Raw genomic sequence first — 19294 nt, forward strand, 5'->3', positions numbered from 1 at the left:
GCGGCTGCGGACGACACGGCCGGTGAACGGGTGAGAGGCCGGGTGAGAAGCCCTGGAACCTCGACTGATATGCCCATATGCTGACCGCATCTCGGGCATGCTCAGGGGGTCGCCATGGAACGGCAACGACGACGGTTCTTCGCGGGGTTCACCGTGGCTGCTCTGGCCGCCGCCTCGATACTCGCGGGCGCGGCACCTGCGGCGTTCGCCGTCGCGGCCTTCTCGATGCAGAAGACAGCCGTCGAAACAGGACCGTTCGGTCCCGGTGATCCGGTGACCTACCAGATCACGGTCAACTGCTCCTCCACGAACGACCCGGGCTGTTTCAACACCGAGCTGAGCGACGATCTCCCGGAACCGCTCATCTTCAATCCCGCCTTCCCGAATCCGGTCTCGGTGCAGATCAATCCGCCCGCGGGACAGCCGACCGGTGAGTACGACCTCCAGGTCGACGCTGCCGGCGGCAGTTTCACCGTCGCCCCCGGGCTCGACCCCGCAGCCGATCCTGTGGTGTGGCCGGCCGGATACAGCATGACGGTCACGGTCAACGCCCAGGTCGACCCCGCCGCCGACGGCACGTGGGACGGTGCGACCGTGACCAACACGGCTACCGCCACGGGTGACAACGCACCGACCACTCCCGCATCGGCCGACATCGTCCTCGACGTCGAGACGACGCTGGTCCCGAGCATCGCCAAAGCAGTCTCGCCTTCCAGCACCCTGCCGGCGCTCCCGGGTCAGCCTGTCGATTGGACGGTCACGCCCGGCAACGCCTCGAACCAGAACGTCGACACGATCGTCGTGCAGGATCCGGTGACGCCGCCCGGACCGTTCGGCGGCTACCTCGACGTGACGGGATACGACATCACGGCTCCTCCGGGAACGACGGACACCGTCACCGAATACTTCGTCGATGGCGCATGGACGACGACCGAACCCGTCCCCATCTCGCAGGCCCAGGGCATTCGAGTGACGTTCACCGGCTCTTTCGCCCCGGGCGCGACCGGCGAGGTCGTGACCCACACCGTGACGAACGACACCGTGACCACGATCCCCGACGGGACCGACGTGGTCGTGACGAACGACGCGTCTTCCGCGGTCGAGCGCGGCGACGACGCGAGCGATCCCGTGACCGCCGACGCCGCCATCACGATCGCGCAGCGGTTGCCGGACGTGGCGATCGAGAAGTCCTTCGACGACAACACCCTGGTCAGCGGTCAGAGCACGACGGCAGACGTCACCGCGACCGTGGGCGCGCAGGACGTGCAGACGCTCACGATCACGGAACCCTCAGCGGGCAGCGCGACGTTCTCCGAGCAGGGCCTGTCCTTCGACGGCTTCGGCGACGGCGTCGCCTGGCCCGTGGCGGCGACCGCGGCGGAGATCACATACAGCTACAGCGACTGCCCGGCCAGCACGGACTCGACGACGACCGCCGACACCCTCCCCGCACCGGATGACGGCTGCACCGTCGAGGGATTCACCGTCGTCTACTCGGCCGACGCCGACGGCATCGTGTCCGGCGCGTACGCGACCATCCCGATCGAGGTGACGGCACTGCCGACCGACGATGCCGTCACCGCCACGAACGTCGTCGATACGTCCGTGGAGAACACCGGTGGGCAGACCGGTACGGATGACGCGGAGGCGCCGTTCTCCATCGCCCCGCTGACCCTCGACACCTCGGTGACGAAGTCGATCGCGCCCGACACGATCTGGGGGGCGCCCGGGACGGACGCCGACGTGACGCTGACCGGCAACGTCACCCCCGACTCGACGACGGGGTCGGAGAGACTCGTGATCTCCGATCCCCCCTTCCCCCAGGTGGAGACGGAGTTCTGGAACGCGTTCACAGCCACCGAGATCTCGAACACCGACATCCCCGAGTGCACCACTCTCACGGTGCGGTACTGGCAGAAGACCGATGGGCCCTGGACCGATTTCCCCGGAGCCACCGAGATCCCGGGGCCGGAGTCGCTGTGGTCCTACCAGATCCCGAGCGACCTGCAGGACGATGTCGGCGGAATCCAACTCGAATACCTCCCGATGGACGCGGAAGGATGTCCTGCACTCCTGCCGCCGGGCTTCACCGTGGCCGCGCATGTCGGAGTGGAGCTCACCGACCCGGTCGACGAGGAGACCACGTTCGACAACGCGGCCCAATCTCTCGTGGACAACCCGGACGCCGGTGGTGAGAAGACCGACACCGCGACCGACGACATCGATGTGCTGCCGATCGACGGCGGCGGGCCCGGCCCGGACTTCCTCGACAAGCAGTGGCTGGAGGACGACGTCCCCGCGCTGTCGGCGGAAGAACGGACAGTGCGCCTGCTGTGGTCGACCGACGGGCTCGAGCTGACCTCGATGACGCTGACCGACGTCTCCGAGACCCAAGACCCCGCCGACACGGCGACGTCGGTATACGACGCGTGGGATCTCGTCGGCATCGATCCGATCACGACGGCCACCGATCCGCTGATCGCCGATGACGTGATCTCCGAAGTGTCGCTGTACCTTGAGGGCGACGGATGGACGGACATCACCGCCGATGCCTGCGCTGACGGGTGCGACGGTGGATTCGGCGGCTATCGCCTCACGGAAGAGCAGAGCGCCGACGCCCTCGCAGTGCGCATCGTGATCGCCGAGGGCGCCGACGGCACCGGGGTGGGCTCTTCCTACGACCGGCGGCCCCTCGACCTCGACTTCCGCGTGCGGGACACGCTGCGCAGCGAACCGGGACAGCCGGTGCTCGGCAACTTCCACCCGTACGCGTACAACACCGGCCAGCCCGGCCTGGTCGACAACACCGCCAGTGCGCACGGCGTCAACGACGACACCGGAGTGGACAGCACGGACACGGCGGACGACACGATCCTCATCGTCGACCAGCCGATCAACGCCACCCTCACCAAGACCTTCGATCAGGATCAGCTCGGACTCCCCTCGGTCGACCCCGCCGTGGATCCCGACGACTATCCGCTCATCAGTGCGACGCTGGTCGCGACCAACATCTCGGCCGCCCGGGTCTCGGGCATGGTGATCGACGATCCGACAGCGGGTCAGGCCCTCACAGACACCGCTTTCGACACACTCGACCTGCACGACATCGATTCCATCGAACTTCCGGCAGGCATCTCCGAGGAGGAGACCGTCGTCACGCTGTCCCGCGGCGGTGCGACCACCGGATACACCTACGCCGAAGCCCTCGCGCTCGCGCCCGCAGCCCTCGCCGACGTCACCGGCATCTCGGTCGCCTTCCGCTCGTCCGACGGGACGCCGGCGATCCCGACGGGCGCCGTGGGACGCGTGACACTCACCTGGCAGCTGCGCGACGCCCTGCGCTCCGACCCCGGACAGCCGGTGACCGTGACTCCCGCCGGCGAGTCGATCGCCAACGACGCCCACGTGCAGCTGGAGAGCCCCGTCCTCGACGACTGCGCTGAGAACCAGTGCGGGACCGGTATCGCCGATGCCGCCGATGAGTTCGCCATCGTCGACGCCAGCTACGCCATCGAGACCACGAAGTCCATCACTCCGTCGTCGGTCTACGAAGACGAGTCCGCGACCTACGTCACCGAGCTCGGCGGACGCCCGGACGGCACCGCGAGGACGACATCCTTCACACTGACCGACACCACGCCCACGTTCTGGAACGCGATGGATTTCGTCGCCGCGGAGATCGACGTGCCGGCCCCCGTCAACGAGGTCGCGATGGATGTCCTGGTCGATGACGACGACGGCAGCGACATCGAGTACGCAGACGCCGCCAGCACACTCGTCGCCACCTGCAACGGGGTTCCCCTCGCTGACGACTCCGACTGCTGGCGCGCCGGCGACTGGGTGTCGGCCCCGTCGCCGTCGAGCGTGACGCTGGATCCGCCCGCGTCGGTGGACGAGGAGACGATCGTGGGCGTGCGGTTCCGCGCCAGGCAGGTCGACGCCGACGGTGTCGTGCAGCAGTGGGAGCGGCCGTTCAACCCGCAGCTCGTCTTCGAGGTGACCACGGATCGCCGTGAGTTCCTGCGAAGCGATCCCGCCGTCCTCGTCGGGACCACCCGTCCCGACCTGCAGCCCAACCCGGGTGAGACCGAACTCGGTGTGATCAGCGACGACGTGCAGTCCGAGAGCACCGCCCAGTTCGGCCCTGACCAGACCTTCACACAGACCGGCGAGGCCGCCGACTCCACCATCGTGCTGCACCGACCGAACGAGGTCGAGGTCACGAAGACGCGCGGCGCCTCGTCTCTCATCAGCGCCTCCGGAACCATCCCGTATCGGATCACGGTCACCAACACCGGTGAATGGGACATGACCGGTTTCGAGGTCACGGACCAGGTGGAGACGGATGCCGAGGGCTCCCTCCTCGTCGAGCCCACACCGCCGGCCTACGTCTTCACCCTGAGCGGGTCGGGGGCTCCTGCCGATGACCCCGGGTTCGCAGCGGACCTCGATGAGAGCACCGGTGTGCTCACCATCACCGCTCCCGACGACTTCGTCTTCGAGGCAGGGTGGACCCTGACGGTCGACGCGCCGCTGCTCTTCCGCTCCGACGTCACGCCGGACACCACGGTCGGCAACGAGGTCACCGTGGCCTCGGACCGACTGTTCGAGACCTGCGCGGGCACCACCGTGGTGGACGGAACCGACCTCACACCCAAGGCCCCCGAGGCGGGTGTCGAAACGTGTTCGGCCGACACCGAGATCACACCGCTGGCCAGCGCGACGATCGCTGCCAAGAAATACGTCAAGGGCGCGCTCGCCGGCGATCCGGCCACCTCTGACGACGACCTCGGCGTGCTCAACGTCGACGGCGACGCCGCAGCGTGCGACCCGAGCACCCCCGGCGTCGTCGACGACGGCTTCTACTCCTACCCGTGCGCCCCGGTGACGCGGCCGGGTGGCGAGGCGACGTGGCGAATCGACTTCACCAACAGCGGCAACACCAGTGCCAGGGTGGTGGCTGCCGTCGACACGCTGCCGACGGTGGGAGACCAGGGCGTGATCGTGCCGTCGGGACGAGGGTCGCAATTCGACGTGACGCTCTCCGGCTCCCTCGCAGCCAACTTCGCGGAGCTTCAGGACAGCGAATACGCGACGTACGGCATCTATCTCTCCCCCGTCCAGCTGAGCCAGTCGTGCAACGACAATGCGATCAAGGTGTTCACGGAGGACGCCGCGCCTGATCCCGCATGCGACTTCGACTGGCAGCTGGCCGACAGCACCACTGCCCCGTCGGTGCTCGCCGCCGCACGCAGCATGCTCTTGATGCTCGAGTACGCCAATCCGGATGCCCTCTCCCCGGCGCCGGGTCTCCGGCCCAACGAGACGCTGCGCTTCACGTACGAGACCCAGACGCCGTTCGTCCTTCCCGCGGCTTCGGCCGTGCCCTCGGGGCTTCCCGTCGCCTACAACTCCTTCGCGACCGCGACCCGCTCGAACGCGACCGTGACCCAGCCCGAGCGTCCGTCCCTCGTGGTCGAGCCCCAGAAGGTGGGCGTGGCAGCCGCGACGGGGCAACTGCTCCTGTCGAAAGACGTCACCGCTCCCGACTACGCCGCCGACATCCAGTTGCCCGACAGCTACCCGCTCCTCGTCAGCTGCACTTCGGGTGGCGAGGACGTGACGCTGCTGCGCGCGGACGGGAGTGACGCGAGCCGGCCGTCGGTCGACGCCGACGGCACCGTGCTCGAGTACAACAGCGTCACGGGCCCGGTGAACCTTCCGCTGTTCTCCACCTGCACGGTGGTGGAAGATCCCGTCATCCCGGGCGTCACGGTGGAGATCGACCCCGTCGACGGGGTGACCGCGGATCGCGACTGGAGCGAGGAGCCCTCGGTCTGGAACGCGTACACCGGTGACCCGGAACAGGCCTCCATCCTGATCTCCAACGAATTCGCCGCCGGCGGCTTCGAGGTGACGAAGGTCGTGGACAACGGCGGGGCCGAGACCGCAGACGGTGAGCCGATCGTCTACGACCGCAGCTATGCGTTCGAGGCCAGTTGCGCGTACCTCGGTCAGGAGGCGATCCCGGAAGCCGACCGTTCCTTCACTCTTCAAGATGGCGACACGAAGGTGTTCTCGGGCCTGCCTGCGGGCGCCGAGTGCACGGTCTCCGAGACCGACGCGGACGGTGCGGAGGAGACGAACATCGTCGTGACCGAAGACGGCACGGCGGGCGACCCGACCGCCGGAACCGAAGCCTCCTTCGCGATCCTGCCGTACGAGGACGGCTCGACCACGGCGCTGACGCTTCTCACCGTCGAGAACACGTTCGCGACCGGCGCCGTGGAGGTCACCAAGTTCGTCGCCGGCTCCGGGGCGGATCTCTGGGGCGACGGTCCCTTCACCGTCGAGATGACGTGCTCGCTCGACGGTGCCAGCCCCGACCCGGTGTTCGAGGATTCTGCGACGCTCACTCGAGATGACCCGACGTGGCTGGTCGACGACCTGCCCACCGGCGCGGAGTGCATCGTGACCGAGACGGCCGATGGCGGCGCGAACTCCTCCAGCGGCACGGTGACGGTCGTCGTCGGCGATGACCCCACGGCGCCGGTGGCAGCCGATGTGACGAACACCTTCACGATCGGCGCACTCGAGGTGCGGAAGGCGCTCGACGGAGACCCGGCGGCGAGCCTGGCGCCGGCGCTCGAGACCGACTACGAGGTCAGTCTCTCGTGCACGCGCGAGATCGATGGGCAGACCGTCCCCGTGGCGGTGCCCGGCGGCGCGACGCGCACGATCACCGGCGCCGGCACGGCTCTTTACGGCGGGCTTCCCACGGGAGCATCGTGCACGGTCACGGAGACGGATGCGGGACACGCGACCGGAGTCACGATCAGTCCCGACCAGCCCGTCACGATCGGCGAGGGGACGACGCCCGTCGAGGTGACGGTGACGAACGAGTTCGCGAACGGCGCGCTGTCCGTCGTGAAGGCGATCAACGCGCCGGATGGGTTCCCCGCGCCCACGTCCTTCACCGCGACAGTGTCGTGCACCTGGTTCGGTGCCGATGTGCCCCTGGCGGACGACGGTGTCGTGACGATCACCCCCGGCGGCCCGCCCGCCGTCGTCTCCGGGATTCCCGTCGGATCGGTTTGCACGGTCGAAGAGGAAGACGCCGGCCAGACCGGGACGACCGTCGATCCCGCGTCGATCACGATCGAGGATGCCGACCAGACCTTCCTCCTGGAGATCGAGAACACCTACGAGTGGGCCGCGCTCGAAGTCGGCAAGGTGGTCGAATCGGACAGCCCGTTCACGCCCACCGCCTTCGAGTTCGACGTCGTCTGCACGTTCCAGGGCGAGACCGTGGTCGATGAGACCTTCCTGCTCGACGGCGGCGAGACCGAGACGATCGCTCCCATCCCCGCGCGATCGGAGTGCACGGTCACCGAGACGGATGATCGTGGAGCGGACGACACGGTCACCGAGGCCGAGGTCATCGGAGCGGACGGCGCGCTGGCGCCCCAGGTCGACCAGGCGACGCGGACGGTGGTGATCCCCGAATTGCAGCCGGGCACCGACACGGTCGTGAACACGGTGACCTACACCAACCTCTACGATGCGACCGCGCTCCTTCTGGTGAAGGAGTTCGAAGGCGGCGGCGCCGAACAGTTCGGCATCGACGAGACCTTCACGTTCACGGTCACCTGCCGGTTCGAAGGTGAGGTGGTGCTGTCGGCGCAGGTCGAGCTGAACGCAGAGAACGGGTGGTCCTCGCCGATCACCGACGTCGTCGCCGGATCCGAGTGCACGGTCGTCGAGGACGACCTGAACGGTGCGGATGCCGTCGTGATCGAGCCGAACGATGGGCAGGACACCGCGACCGGCATCGGGATCGTGCCTGCCGACGGTGGATTGGTCACGGTGACCGCCACGAACTGGTACCTCACCGGCTCGCTGGAGGTGACGAAGTCGTTCGCGGGCGATGGAGCCGAGAAGTTCGGCACCGCGGCCTACGAGTTGCGGCTGATCTGCGTCAGGGACGGCGAAGTGGTCGACCTCGAGGGCGGCGGCGTGCGCGTGGTCAGCGCCGATACCCCGACCGCGCTGTGGGAGACCCTGCCCTCCGGATCCGAATGCCGTCTGAGCGAAGTGGATGACGGCGGCGCGAGCACGACCGAGATCCTCGACGCCGATGGAGACGTCGTCGCCGGGGACGGAGAGGCCTACACGTTCACGGTGGAGACCGACCCGGAAATCCTGAGTGTCGATGACCAGCCGCAGCCGGGGCTGGAGGTGCGCAACACGTTCGACTTCGCGCAGGTGTCCGTGACCAAGGCCGTCGATGACGGTGGGGCCGTGGACCAGGACGGCGATCCGATCACCTATGGACCGTTCGAGGTGACGCTCTCGTGCCTGTGGAACCAGGAACGGGTGGAGGCGCTCGAACCCATGACGCAGTCGATCGCCGACGGCGAGACCGTCACCTGGACGGAGCTGCCCGAGGGTGCCGAGTGCACCGTGACGGAGACGGACACGGCGGGCGCCGAGTCGACCACCATGGTCGTGACCGAGGGCGGCGCGGAGGCCGAGGCCTCCGCGGGGACGACGACCGCGCTCGCACCGCTGCCCGACACGAGCGCGCCCGACCAGAGTTCCGTGACGATCACGAACTCTTACGGCGTGGGAGACCTGCGCATCTCGAAGATCGTCGACGGCTCGGGGGCCTCCGCGGTGACGCGCACGTTCCCTGTCGAGGTGGTCTGCCTTCTCGTCGACCCGTCGCACCCCGACCCTGGCCTCGTCGTCCACGATGCGGCCTACGAGATCGGCGGTCCGGACGGGCTCACGGTCGAGATCGAAAATCTGCCTGCCGGGAGCTCGTGCACCGTCAGTGAAACCGATCAGGGAGACGCGACCGGGACGACGATGACCGTCGACGGGCAGGAGCAGCCGGGAGCGGCGGGCACTGTCACGATCAGCGCGGGATCGGTCGGAATCGTCTTCACGAACACGTTCGTCGCCCCGCTTCCCACCACCGGCGCGGATCCGGGGGCGATCGGACTCACGCTTCTCCTGGGCCTCGGCATCCTCGGCGGCGGTACGCTGCTGGTAGTCGCGGCCAGAAGGCGTCGTCTCATGCGATGAGGTCTGGGTGCCCCGGGGGAGCAGCGGAGAATCCCGCTCTCTCCCGGGCAAAGCAAAACCCCCGCCATGTAGAAGCTAGGCGAGGGTTTCTGGAGTGATTGTAATGATCACTCGTGTGGCTCCGACCGGCATCGATCCGGTGACCTTTCGATTTTCAGTCGAACGCTCTACCAACTGAGCTACAGAGCCGCGCGACCGGCGAACCTGTCGCGTCCTAGACGAAGAGCCCTCTCCGAAGAAAGAGCTCATCGCACGGAGCGACCCTGACGGGACTTGAACCCGCGACCTCCGCCGTGACAGGGCGGCACGCTAACCAACTGCGCTACAGGGCCATACTTGTTTTCAATTGTATCGGAAGGTGTGACCCCAACGGGATTCGAACCCGTGCTACCGCCGTGAAAGGGCGGCGTCCTAGGCCGCTAAACGATGGGGCCGAGTCAGTCCCGGGGGACTTCCTTGCCGACGCTCAAGCATAAGGGATGTTTCGGGCAAATCGCGAATCGAGGGCGCGGCGGCTTCCCCCGGGCGTGTTTCGGGAGGACGATGGACCTGTCCGGCGTGCGTCGTCGACCGTGCGGTCGGCCTGGTGCTGATGTGAAGGTTGTTGTTAGTGTGGCATTTGTGAAACCGGCGGAAGGGGCCGTGTGAACGACGACCAGAACACTCTGGACGCTGCGGTCGCCGCGGCTTCAGACGATTGCGGCTGCGCGCCCAGCCCGACCGAACGCCGTGCGTTCAGCAAAGACGGCCTCAGCCGCCGTGGTGCACTCGGTCTCGGCGTGCTCAGCGTCGTGGCACTCAGCGCTTTCGGCATCTCCAACGGGGTCTCCGCCGCCTATGCCGCTTCGTATCCGAGCTGGGACGACGTGCAGCGCGCGAAGAGCAGCGAGGCCGCCAAGGCCGCCGAGGTCACCCGCATCGAGGGGCTCATCCAGTCGCTGACCCAGAAGGTCGCCGAGACGCAGGCGGTGGCGAAGGCCACTGCCGACGAGTTCTACGAGGCGCAGCAGAAGTACTTCGCTGCGGCCACCGAGGCTGATTCGCTTCAGGCCAAGGCCGACGAGCAGTCGGCGAAGGCGGACGAGTCCGCGAAGAAGGCCGGTCAGGTCGCCGCGCAGCTCTACCGCAACGGCGGTGACGACACCTCCCTCGAGCTGCTCTTCACCGGTTCTGCCGACAATGCCGACGAGTTGCTCGCTCGGCTCGGCACGATGGACAAGCTCTTCGAGTACAACCAGTCGGTGTACGACGATGCGGTCGCCGCCCGGAACTCCGCGCAGTCGATGAGCGACCAGGCAGTGGTCGCCCGCGACGAGCGCGATCGGCTGCAGAAGATCGCCGAAGAGAAGATGGTCGTGGCGCAGCAGGCCGCCGACGCCGCTCAGGCCGCGCTCGACGAGCAGTCCGCGAATCTCGCCACGATGCAGGCTCAGCTCGCGGCGCTCAAGGACGCGACGGCGAAGACGGTCGAGGGCTACAAGGTCGGCGTCGCCATCGAGGAGAAGAAGCGCAAGGAGCGCGAGGCCCGTGAGGCCGCAGCGGCCGCCGCCGGAAACGGTGGCGGTGGTGGCGGTGGCGGTGGCGGTGGATCCCAGGGCAGCGGCGGCTGGTGCCGTCCGCACGGTGGGGGCAAGAGCTCGGGCTACGGTCCCCGCTCGCAGCAGTGCGGTCCGCAGGGCTGCTCCTCGAGCTTCCACTACGGCACCGACTTCGCGAACGGCTGCGGAGCCGCGATCTACGCCGCACAGTCCGGCACCGTCGACTACGCGGGCTACAACGGTGGCTACGGCAACTACATCCGCATCCAGCACGGCGGCGGGATCGGCACCGGCTATGCGCACATCCGCAACGGCGGCATCGTCGTGAGGTCCGGCCAGTGGGTCCGCTCCGGTCAGGTCATCGCGTACGCGGGCAACACGGGTCGCTCGTTCGGCTGCCACCTGCACTTCGAGGTCTACCAGAACGGCAACGCCGTCAACCCCGTGCAGTTCCTCGCCCGACACGGCGTCTCCGCCTGAGCTCAGGGTCACAGCAACCGAAAGACCCCCGGCCGCTTCTGCGGGACCGAGGGTCTTCCGTGTCTGGCGATGCAGCGGGTCAGTGACCCTGCTCGCCGAAGCGGACGATCGCCTCGTCGAGGATGCGCTGCGCCTCGGCGGCGTTACCCCACTCGTCGACCTTGACCCACTTGTTGGGCTCGAGGTCCTTGTAGTGCTCGAAGAAGTGCTCGATCTCCTTCTTCGTGAAGTCGGCCACGTCGTCGATGTCCTGGATGTGCGCCCAGCGCGGGTCCTTCGACAGCACGGCGACGAGCTTGTCGTCTCCGCCGGCCTCGTCGCTCATCTTCAGCACGGCCACGGGACGGACCTCGACGACGACACCCGGGTAGATGGCGTGGTCGAGCAGCACCAGCACGTCGAGCGGGTCGCCGTCCTCGCCGAGCGTGTTGTCGAAGTAGCCGTAGTCGGCCGGGTAGCCGAAGGTCGTGTAGAGCACGCGGTCGAGGTGCACTCGTCCGGTCTCGTGGTCGACCTCGTACTTCACGCGGCTGCCGCGCGGGATCTCGATGACGGCGTCGTGTGCGCCCATGCGTGTGCTCCTCAGGAAAAGTTCGGTTGGATGCCGCGGACTAGCCTACCCGCGGCTCGCTCGGCGCTTTCGGAAGAGGCGATTCAGGAGGCGGCTCATCGGGTCGCTCAGCAGCAGCAGGAACAGTCCCGCGTATCCGTTCGGTGAAGCCGCGACGGCGATCGTGAGCGCCGCGGCGAACAGGATGATCGCGGCGATGTCGCCGATCGCCCCCAGGCGGATGGTCTCGTTGGACACGGTGCCGAGCTCGGGGTGACGTGCCAGGTAGAGCCATCCGGCGAGGGTCGTCACCTGCGTCATGATCAGCGTGCCGATGTACACCACCGCCTGCAGAGGGTCGGTGTCCATCTGCCCGATCATCGCGGTCGGAACCGGCAGCCACACGATGGTCGCCATCCACGCGACGTTGATCCACAGCAGGGGACCCGTGACGAATTCCACGTCGCGGTACTGGCGGTGGTGCCCCATCCAGAACGTCGCGATCAGGAGGAAGCTCAGCCCGAAGCTCAGCAGCTGACCGGAGTGCTCGTGCAAGAAGTCGGCCGTGCTCATGTGGCCGGATGCGGCTTCGGACACCGACTCCATCAGGGGGAGTATGAGCAGCGTCATGGCGATCGCCACCACGGCGTCGACGAACGCCTTGAATCGCTCGGTCCGGAACGGCCGCGTGCGCGGGATATCGGTCACGGCGTCAGGATAGACCTGTCGTCGTGCCGCCCGCACGGGCGTGGGCGAGAGCCGGAGCGTGCCCTAGCGTGGAACCGTGCCATCACTCTCTCCCGCCATCGCCGAGATCCGCCTGGCCGTGCGCACAGCGCTCCCCGACCTGCCCGAGGGGTCGACCGTGATCGTCGCCCTCTCCGGGGGTGCCGACTCGCTTGCTCTCACCGCCGCCACGGTGTTCGAGGCACGAGGCCGCGGGATCCGGGTGCTCAGCCTGACCGTCGATCACGACCTGCAGGACGGGTCGTCCCTCATCGCCGGCGCGGCGGCGGTCGCGGCAGAGGGCATCGGAGTCGACGGCGCGCTGCAGACCCGCGTCGAGGTCGACAGGTTGTCCGGCGCGGGGATAGAGGCTGCCGCCCGTGATGCCCGCTATGCGGCGCTCGCCGGTATCGCGCGTGCGGAAGGAGCGGCCGCCGTGCTGCTCGGACATACTCTCGATGATCAGGCGGAGACCGTGCTCCTGGGGCTCGCGCGCGGTTCGGGTGCCACGAGCCTGCAGGGAATGGCACCCTCCCGCGAGGACGACGACGGGCTCCGCTGGGTCCGTCCGCTGCTCGGCGTCCGTCGCGAGACCACACGGGCGTTCTGCGCGGCATCCGATCTCGAGGTGTGGGACGACCCCCACAATCTCGACGAGCGTTTCGCCAGGGTTCGGGTGCGCGAGCGCGTGCTCCCCGTGCTCGAGGCCGAACTCGGTCCTGGCATCGCGACGGCGCTCGCCCGAACCGCGGAGCAACTGCGGGAAGACGCCGAGGCCTTCGACGAGATGATCCACGAGACGATCGAGGACATCGTCGAGCACGCGGAGGCGGGCATCTCGGTGAGCGTCGCGGCGCTCGCCGCCAACCCCGCGGCACTGCGCAACCGCATCATCCGCCTCGTCGTCGACAGCGAGTTCGGGGTGAGCCTCACGAGGACGCAGACCGTCGAGGTCGCGCGGCTGGCCACCGATTGGCGCGGTCAGGGGCCGATCGATCTGCCCGGGTGCTCGGCTGTGCGCCAGGGCGGACGCATCGTCTTCACCGCATCCGGCCGCTGAGGACCCTCCGCCGCAGCGCCTTCGCCTCGCGACCGGATGCGTCGGGCGACCTCCTACTTCTTGCCGCCGAAGAGGCCGCCCAGGATGCCGCCGAGGTCGATGCCCCCGCCGGAGCCACCGCTGTTGCCACCGCCGAGCAGCCCGCCGATCACGTCGCCGATTCCGCCTCCGCCGGATGAGCCACCGCTGTTGCCGCCGCCGAGGATCCCGCCGATGACGTCGCCGATGCCGCCCGAGCTCTCGGCTCCGGCATCCGCCTTCGCCGTCTTGTCCTTGGTCGCGTTCGCGATGAGGCCCATCACGATCGGGGCGAGGATCGGGAGGAGTTTGCCGAAGTCGATGCCGGGGGTCGCCTTCGACTCGGTGAGCTCCTTCGTCACCTCCGTCTTCTTGGAGCCGAGGATGTGCGCGACGATCTTGTCGCCGTCGGCCTGATCGATGTCGTCGACCTTCGAAGCGCCGGCCGTGCCCTCGTGCTTCTTCAGCGCGTTCTGGATGGCCGCGGAGCCCTCGTCGGTCTCCGCGTTCTTCGCGAGCCCGCCCAGCAGCACGGCGCCGCCCTGCTCGACAGCGAGCTTCGCCTCGTCCCGCGAGACACCCAGCTTCTCGGCGATGTCGTCGATCGGAACCTGCGTGAGGATGTCGTCAAGAGCCATGGTGAATCCTTCCGTCCGGGGCATCCGCCCACATCACCGCTCACAGTAGTGCGGATGCGGTGGGGATGGGGAGATCTGCCCATCGCCACCGTCGGCCGCACGTTCTATGGTGGAGGCTTCCGGGGGGAAGGAAGATCGGTGACCGATCTCGATGTGCAGAAAGAGGCGCTCGACGCGGCGCAAGCTCGGCTGACGGCGGGGGCCGCGCCGATCGTCACGTCGTGTCTGTCGTTCGGCGGCACCGGGTCGTCCGCGGTGGAAGGTGCGCTGGGCGAGGCTGAATCGCTGCTCACCCAGATCCTGTCGGCGCTTGCGCGGACGGCGACGAACTCCGCGACCGATGCGGCATCCGTGGACAGCACCTTCACCGCTTCCGACGAGGCTCTCGCGCAGGCGGCGCGATGAACCTCCCCGGACTGATCGACGATCCCACCCGCGGCGACGTCGGCACCGTCAGCGGCTACGCGACCACCTTCTCCACGCGGGCCGGGTCGTCGCGGGAGCGCAAGGGCGACGCGGATGCCGCGCTCGCGAGCATCACCTCGATGACGGCGTCGTCGGCCGATGCGCTCGGTGCGCGGGTCGTGCTCCTCTCGCAGCGCTTCGGCGAGGCGGCCGAAGGACTCGATGGCATCTCGACCGCGATCTCCGCCTACGCCACCGATCTCGAAGGGCTGAAGAGCGAGGCCGCGCGGAGGCTTCGCGCCGCGCAGAACGCGTACGACCACATCTTCGTGCGTCGGGCCGAGGCATTGAGTGCGGCGAGCGAGTTCGTCACGGGCTGGGCGCTGCCGTGGGACGCGGTGCTGCCGTCGTGGATGTACGTCGACGACCCGAGCTACCTGCGTCGCTGGCAGGACGCGATCGACGACTATTACACGGCGCGGGCGTCGTACAACACGCTGGCGGAGGAGCGCACTGCGATCGACCAGCGTGCCGTGAACGCGATCGCCGCCGTACCGCTCATCTCCTCCGTCACGCAGGGCGGGAAGGTCGGCGGTGCGGGGTTCGCGGCAGCCAGCCTCGCGTGGGCGGGGAACGTCAATGCGATCACGGCCGAGTCCCTGGCCGGTCTCGGGGATCCGGACATCATCCGTGAGACGTGGAACACGATGGATCAGGCGACGCGGGATGCGCTGCTCGCCGCATCCCCGATGATCCTCGGGAACCTCAACGGCATCCCGATCCGTGACCGGGTCACCGCGAACCACACCAACATCCGCGACGAGATCGCGCGCCGGGAAGCCGAGATCGCGCGGCTGCAGGAGAAGCTGGACGTGATAGACGCGCGGAACCACTGGAGCGCCCAGCGGCGGAAGAGCCTGAGCGACGAGATCGCGCAGCTGCGGGAGCCGATCGGCTACTGGAAGAGCTTGCTCGAGCAGGACTATGAGTGGCGCGATGAGTGGAACGCCCCACAGGAAGAGAAAAAGGCTGGTGCCCGCGTGGTGGTCTTCGACCCGGCGGCGGATGCGATCGCGACCTATCACGGCCCGATCGATCCGTTGACTGGCGATATCCCGAAGTGGATACGCAACGTCGCCGTCTCGGTGCCGGGCACGGCGACGTCCATGACTGCTTTCGGGGATTCAACTGCGCGGAACCTTTATCAAGCGGCCGGATACGAAACGGCAGTCTTCCAGTGGGCCGGTGGTTCGTTCCCGCAGCTCGAACTCCCGGGGCCCACAGATGCTTCCTTCTCGAAGGATCTGGCGCCAAGACTCGTGGACTTCGTATCCGCGATACGTGAGCCGAGCGAATCGGCGCTGACTGTGTTGGGGTACAGCTACGGCGGCGCGACCGTCGGTCTGGCCGAGACCGCGGGACTGGCCGCGGACCGGGTCCTCTACGTTTCGGCAGCCGGGATGGGCGCCGGCGTTAGCGGCATCGGCGACTTCCCAAACACCTCTGCGGTTCCGCACTACTCGATGATGGCGCGCGACGACTTGGTTGTCGGACTGATCCAGGGGAATGGTCCGGGGCAGATGCACGGCCAGTCGCCACTCACGGCGGACGGTGTGACTCGCCTGGAGACCGGTTGGATCCAGGATGAGCGAGGCGGCCGCATCGTTGATCTCGAGGACTTCAATATCGAGGGCAACGGGACCCCACGCGGTATTGACAGCCACAGCTCGGTGTACGACCCGAGATCGGTGGCGTTTGACAACATCATCGCCGTCATCACAGGGGGTGACGCGATGCTGTACGCGCCGGACGAGGTGTACAACCCGCGGCCAATTGTAGTGCCGGGAGCAGGGCCGGTCATCCAGGCCCCGATGCGCACCGACGGCATCGACAAGTCGGATTTCGAGCCTGAGTACGTGAGGATTGACGGATGAGACGAGTATGGGCTGCGGCGATCATGGTCGCCGTGTTCGCGTTGGGGGGGTGTGCGGTGAGTGTAAGCGAGAGCCGGCTCGACGACTACAAGATTGAAGCTGAGGAACGGGTTGCGGAGATCGTCGAGCTGATTCCGGGTGAGCTCCAACCGAGTCCGGTGCAGACGCTGGATTCGTCTGGACGGATGCTGCAGAACCCGATCTCGGCCGACCCGTCACCGAACGACTCCGTGTGGTGGCAGGTCGACGCGAACGTCGAACTCGGGAGTGGGCCGGGGTCTTCTGAACGCGCGTCGACGGCGCTCGTCGATGGGATGACGGCCGATGGGTGGGAGCACGAGCGGGTCCGAGAGACCTCGGAAGGCCGGCTCGTGACAGAGGGCTTCCGGCGCGACGACTGGTACGTGGAGGTCGTCTGGGTGACCGCGGCGTCGGGGCTTCACGAGGCGATCGATATCCGAGTGCTCAGCCCCAAGACGGTGCGCGGCGATCACGACGAGATTCGGTCCTGACAGACCCGATGGGATCAACATCGGGCTGCGATCTCATCAGCCGCGAGGATCGACTGATGCGGGATGGTGGGGAATCGTTGCACTGCTCGCGTCGGTGGGCTTGATCGGAGGGTGTGCCGTGTCGGCTGACAGTCGGTTGGATGAGTTTCGAGCCGAAGGCGAGGCGATCTCGAAGCAGGTCGTGGAGTCCATTCCCGCAGCAGTGATTGCGGATGAAGCCCCGGATAGTGCCTCCGCCGGGCGGCTGGCGCAGAGCATGGGAGACACCCCTCAAACGCCCGCCTTGTGGGAAGTGAAGACCTCGGTGGTCATGCTCGACGAGCCTGCGGCGTCCGAGACCGCGGCCACAGCGATCAAAACCGCGCTCGTTGACGACGGATGGAAGAAGGCTGAAGAGTCGGGCTCCCCGGATCCGGTCTACAAGACGGATGAGTATCGACGGGACGGATGGTATGTGCGTGTCGCATGGGTACGCTCTACTCCGAAAACGATCGAGAGCTTGAGGGTCCTCGTGGTGAGCCCTGACACGATCCGTGGCGATCACGACGAGATCCATTCCTGAGCCGAATGGTGCGAAGACTGACGGGAGTGATGGTCGCGCTCGTCTGCGTGATGATTCTGGGAGGATGCGCGGTGACACCGACACCGGAGAGTCGACTTGACGAGTACAAGAAGGAGAGCGAGTCGATCGCGATGAGCGTGGTCGAACTCATCCCGGCCGACCTGGAGCCGACGCTCGATACCGAGCTGGACTCACGGGGGCAAGCGCCACAGAACGGGGCCTCCACCGAGAAACGTCCGGGCGATCCCGCCTGGTGGCAGGCTCAGGCCTACGTCAGCCTCGTGGAGCGCGAGGGAGCGGCGGCTGAGGCGATTGCCGCGGTGACGGAGGCCATGCAATCAGATGGCTGGACGGTGGAGCGCGTCAGGGAAACAGGCGAGGGTCGCACCACCACAGATGGCTTTCGTCGTGACGACTGGTATGTGGAGATCGCCTGGGTGCGGTCTGAACCGGGCAAGGTCGAGCGCTTCGATATCTCTGTGGTCAGCCCGACGACGGTGCGCGGAGACCATGATGAAATCTCCTCTTGACCGAGGCCGAACAGGGAGCCAGCGCGTCCTCATGGTGAGCCCGGAGACGGTGCGCGTCGACAGCGACGAGCTGTCGTCCTGACGCATGAGGCGTCTCTGGGGTGCGTTGGCCGTGCTTGCTGCGGCATGCATCGTGGGAGGGTGTGCGATGACGGCCGAGAGTCGCCTCGATGAGTATCAGGTGAAGGCGGAGGCGCTGGCGGAGGAGATCGTGGGGATGATCCCGGCGGACCTTGCGCCGACGACGACTCCCGACGTCGAGTCCCGAGGGCGGATGCTCCAGCACCCGGTCTCCGCCGAACCCTCGGCGGACGACTCCGTCTGGTGGCAGGTCGACACCTACGTCGAGCCGGTTCAGCGCGACGGGGCGTCTGAAGAGGCGGCGAAGGCGATCGCGGCGCAACTACTCGCAGACGGGTGGGAGCACACGGACGCTCGTGAGACGTCGGAGGGGCGACGCATCGCCGACGCCTACGGCAAGGACGACTGGTATGTCGAGGTGACGTGGGTGCGCTCCGAGGAGGGCAAGTACGAGACCATCGAGATCGGTGTGCTCAGCCCGAAGACCACCCGCGGCGACCACGACGAGATCCATTCCTGATCGCAACGGCGAACCCTGAACCGGAGCATCCGGTTCCGTCACCTAAAATCGATCCATGCGCGCCGCGGAGATCCAGGACGACCTTGCTCAGATCCTCGTCACAGAGGAGGAGATCCTCGCCAAGCTCGATGAGCTGGCGACGCAGGTCGCCCAGGACTACGAGGGCAAGGACCTCGTGCTCGTCGGCGTCCTCAAGGGGGCCGTCATGGTCATGGCCGACTTCGCGCGGGCACTGCCGTTCCACGCCCCAATGGACTGGATGGCGGTGTCGAGCTACGGTGCCAGCACCAAGTCGAGCGGTGTCGTGCAGATCCGCAAAGACCTCGACACCGACCTCAACGGCAAGCACGTCCTGATCGTCGAGGACATCATCGACTCGGGTCTGACCCTCAGCTGGCTGCTGGAGAACTTCGGATCCCGTGGCGCCGAGTCGATCGAGGTGCTGGCTCTCCTGCGCAAGCCCGAGGCCGCGAAGGTCCACATCGACTGCAAGTACGTCGGCTTCGACATCCCCACCGACTTCGTCGTCGGATACGGCCTCGACTACGACGAGCGCTACCGCAACCTGCGCGACGTCGCCGTGCTCGCTCCGCACGTCTACTCCTGACGCGCGGCACGCTACGCCGTGGGTGAACGTACAGCGACCCCCT

13 protein-coding genes and 3 tRNA genes are annotated in these 19294 nt (G+C 67.4%); 10 read left to right on the top strand and 6 right to left on the bottom strand.

The window, feature by feature from the left end:
• Positions 1-114: 114 nt before the first annotated feature.
• Positions 115-9090 (top strand): DUF5979 domain-containing protein, encoded by an 8976-nt coding sequence (locus ACFC14_RS08770; protein ID WP_376103095.1) that lies wholly within the window; start codon positions 115-117, stop codon positions 9088-9090.
• A gap of 116 nt (positions 9091-9206) precedes the next feature.
• Here the strand turns inward: ACFC14_RS08770 and ACFC14_RS08775 are convergent.
• From ACFC14_RS08775 to ACFC14_RS08785, 3 genes are all read right to left on the bottom strand, one after another.
• Positions 9207-9279: transfer RNA gene (locus tag ACFC14_RS08775), tRNA-Phe, on the bottom strand.
• 69 nt (positions 9280-9348) lie between these two features.
• Positions 9349-9422, bottom strand: a tRNA-Asp gene (locus ACFC14_RS08780).
• A 29-nt stretch (positions 9423-9451) separates the two neighbouring features.
• Positions 9452-9524 (bottom strand) — tRNA-Glu (locus tag ACFC14_RS08785).
• A gap of 210 nt (positions 9525-9734) precedes the next feature.
• Here ACFC14_RS08785 and ACFC14_RS08790 point away from each other — a divergent pair.
• Complete coding sequence (locus ACFC14_RS08790; RefSeq protein WP_376103097.1) at positions 9735-11108, top strand: peptidoglycan DD-metalloendopeptidase family protein; 1374 nt, start codon at positions 9735-9737, stop codon at positions 11106-11108.
• A gap of 79 nt (positions 11109-11187) precedes the next feature.
• On the opposite strand, the gene ACFC14_RS08795 is transcribed toward ACFC14_RS08790, so the two are convergent.
• Positions 11188-11679, bottom strand: coding sequence for an inorganic diphosphatase (locus ACFC14_RS08795; protein ID WP_376103100.1), 492 nt, complete (start codon positions 11677-11679; stop codon positions 11188-11190).
• A gap of 45 nt (positions 11680-11724) precedes the next feature.
• A complete protein-coding gene (locus tag ACFC14_RS08800; RefSeq protein WP_376103103.1) occupies positions 11725-12366 on the bottom strand; it encodes a TMEM175 family protein in 642 nt (213 codons plus the stop codon).
• 76 nt (positions 12367-12442) lie between these two features.
• Here ACFC14_RS08800 and tilS point away from each other — a divergent pair, with 76 nt between their 5' ends.
• Positions 12443-13444, top strand: coding sequence for a tRNA lysidine(34) synthetase TilS (gene tilS, locus ACFC14_RS08805; protein WP_376103106.1), 1002 nt, complete (start codon positions 12443-12445; stop codon positions 13442-13444).
• A gap of 53 nt (positions 13445-13497) precedes the next feature.
• On the opposite strand, the gene ACFC14_RS08810 is transcribed toward tilS, so the two are convergent.
• A complete protein-coding gene (locus ACFC14_RS08810; protein WP_376103109.1) occupies positions 13498-14100 on the bottom strand; it encodes a DUF937 domain-containing protein in 603 nt (200 codons plus the stop codon).
• A 138-nt stretch (positions 14101-14238) separates the two neighbouring features.
• On the opposite strand from ACFC14_RS08810, the gene ACFC14_RS08815 reads away from it, so the two are divergent.
• The 7 genes from ACFC14_RS08815 (at position 14239) to hpt (ending at position 19251) form a co-directional block, all read left to right on the top strand.
• The gene (locus ACFC14_RS08815; RefSeq protein WP_376103112.1) at positions 14239-14505 is read left to right on the top strand and encodes a hypothetical protein; all 267 of its coding nucleotides are present in this window, start codon (positions 14239-14241) and stop codon (positions 14503-14505) included.
• Positions 14502-16439 carry an alpha/beta hydrolase gene (locus tag ACFC14_RS08820; RefSeq protein ID WP_376103115.1) on the top strand — a complete coding sequence of 646 codons (1938 nt, stop codon included), beginning with the start codon at positions 14502-14504 and terminating at the stop codon, positions 16437-16439. The genes ACFC14_RS08815 and ACFC14_RS08820 overlap by 4 nt, the downstream gene beginning before the upstream one ends.
• On the top strand, positions 16436-16951 hold the full coding sequence (locus tag ACFC14_RS08825) for a hypothetical protein (RefSeq protein ID WP_376103118.1): 516 nt from the start codon (positions 16436-16438) through the stop codon (positions 16949-16951). The genes ACFC14_RS08820 and ACFC14_RS08825 overlap by 4 nt, the downstream gene beginning before the upstream one ends.
• A 118-nt stretch (positions 16952-17069) precedes the next feature.
• A complete protein-coding gene (locus ACFC14_RS08830) occupies positions 17070-17513 on the top strand; it encodes a hypothetical protein (protein WP_376103120.1) in 444 nt (147 codons plus the stop codon).
• A 29-nt stretch (positions 17514-17542) separates the two neighbouring features.
• Positions 17543-18043 carry a hypothetical protein gene (locus ACFC14_RS08835; RefSeq protein ID WP_376107143.1) on the top strand — a complete coding sequence of 167 codons (501 nt, stop codon included), beginning with the start codon at positions 17543-17545 and terminating at the stop codon, positions 18041-18043.
• Between the two features lie 148 nt (positions 18044-18191).
• A complete protein-coding gene (locus tag ACFC14_RS08840) occupies positions 18192-18644 on the top strand; it encodes a hypothetical protein (protein ID WP_376103123.1) in 453 nt (150 codons plus the stop codon).
• Between the two features lie 55 nt (positions 18645-18699).
• Positions 18700-19251: a hypoxanthine phosphoribosyltransferase gene (hpt, locus tag ACFC14_RS08845; RefSeq protein ID WP_029262844.1), complete on the top strand. Its 552-nt coding sequence runs from the start codon at positions 18700-18702 to the stop codon at positions 19249-19251.
• The last annotated feature ends 43 nt before the right edge of the window (positions 19252-19294 follow it).

It is taken from the genome of Microbacterium sp. NPDC055988 (assembly GCF_042269505.1).
Taxonomy (GTDB): Bacteria; Actinomycetota; Actinomycetes; order Actinomycetales; family Microbacteriaceae; genus Microbacterium.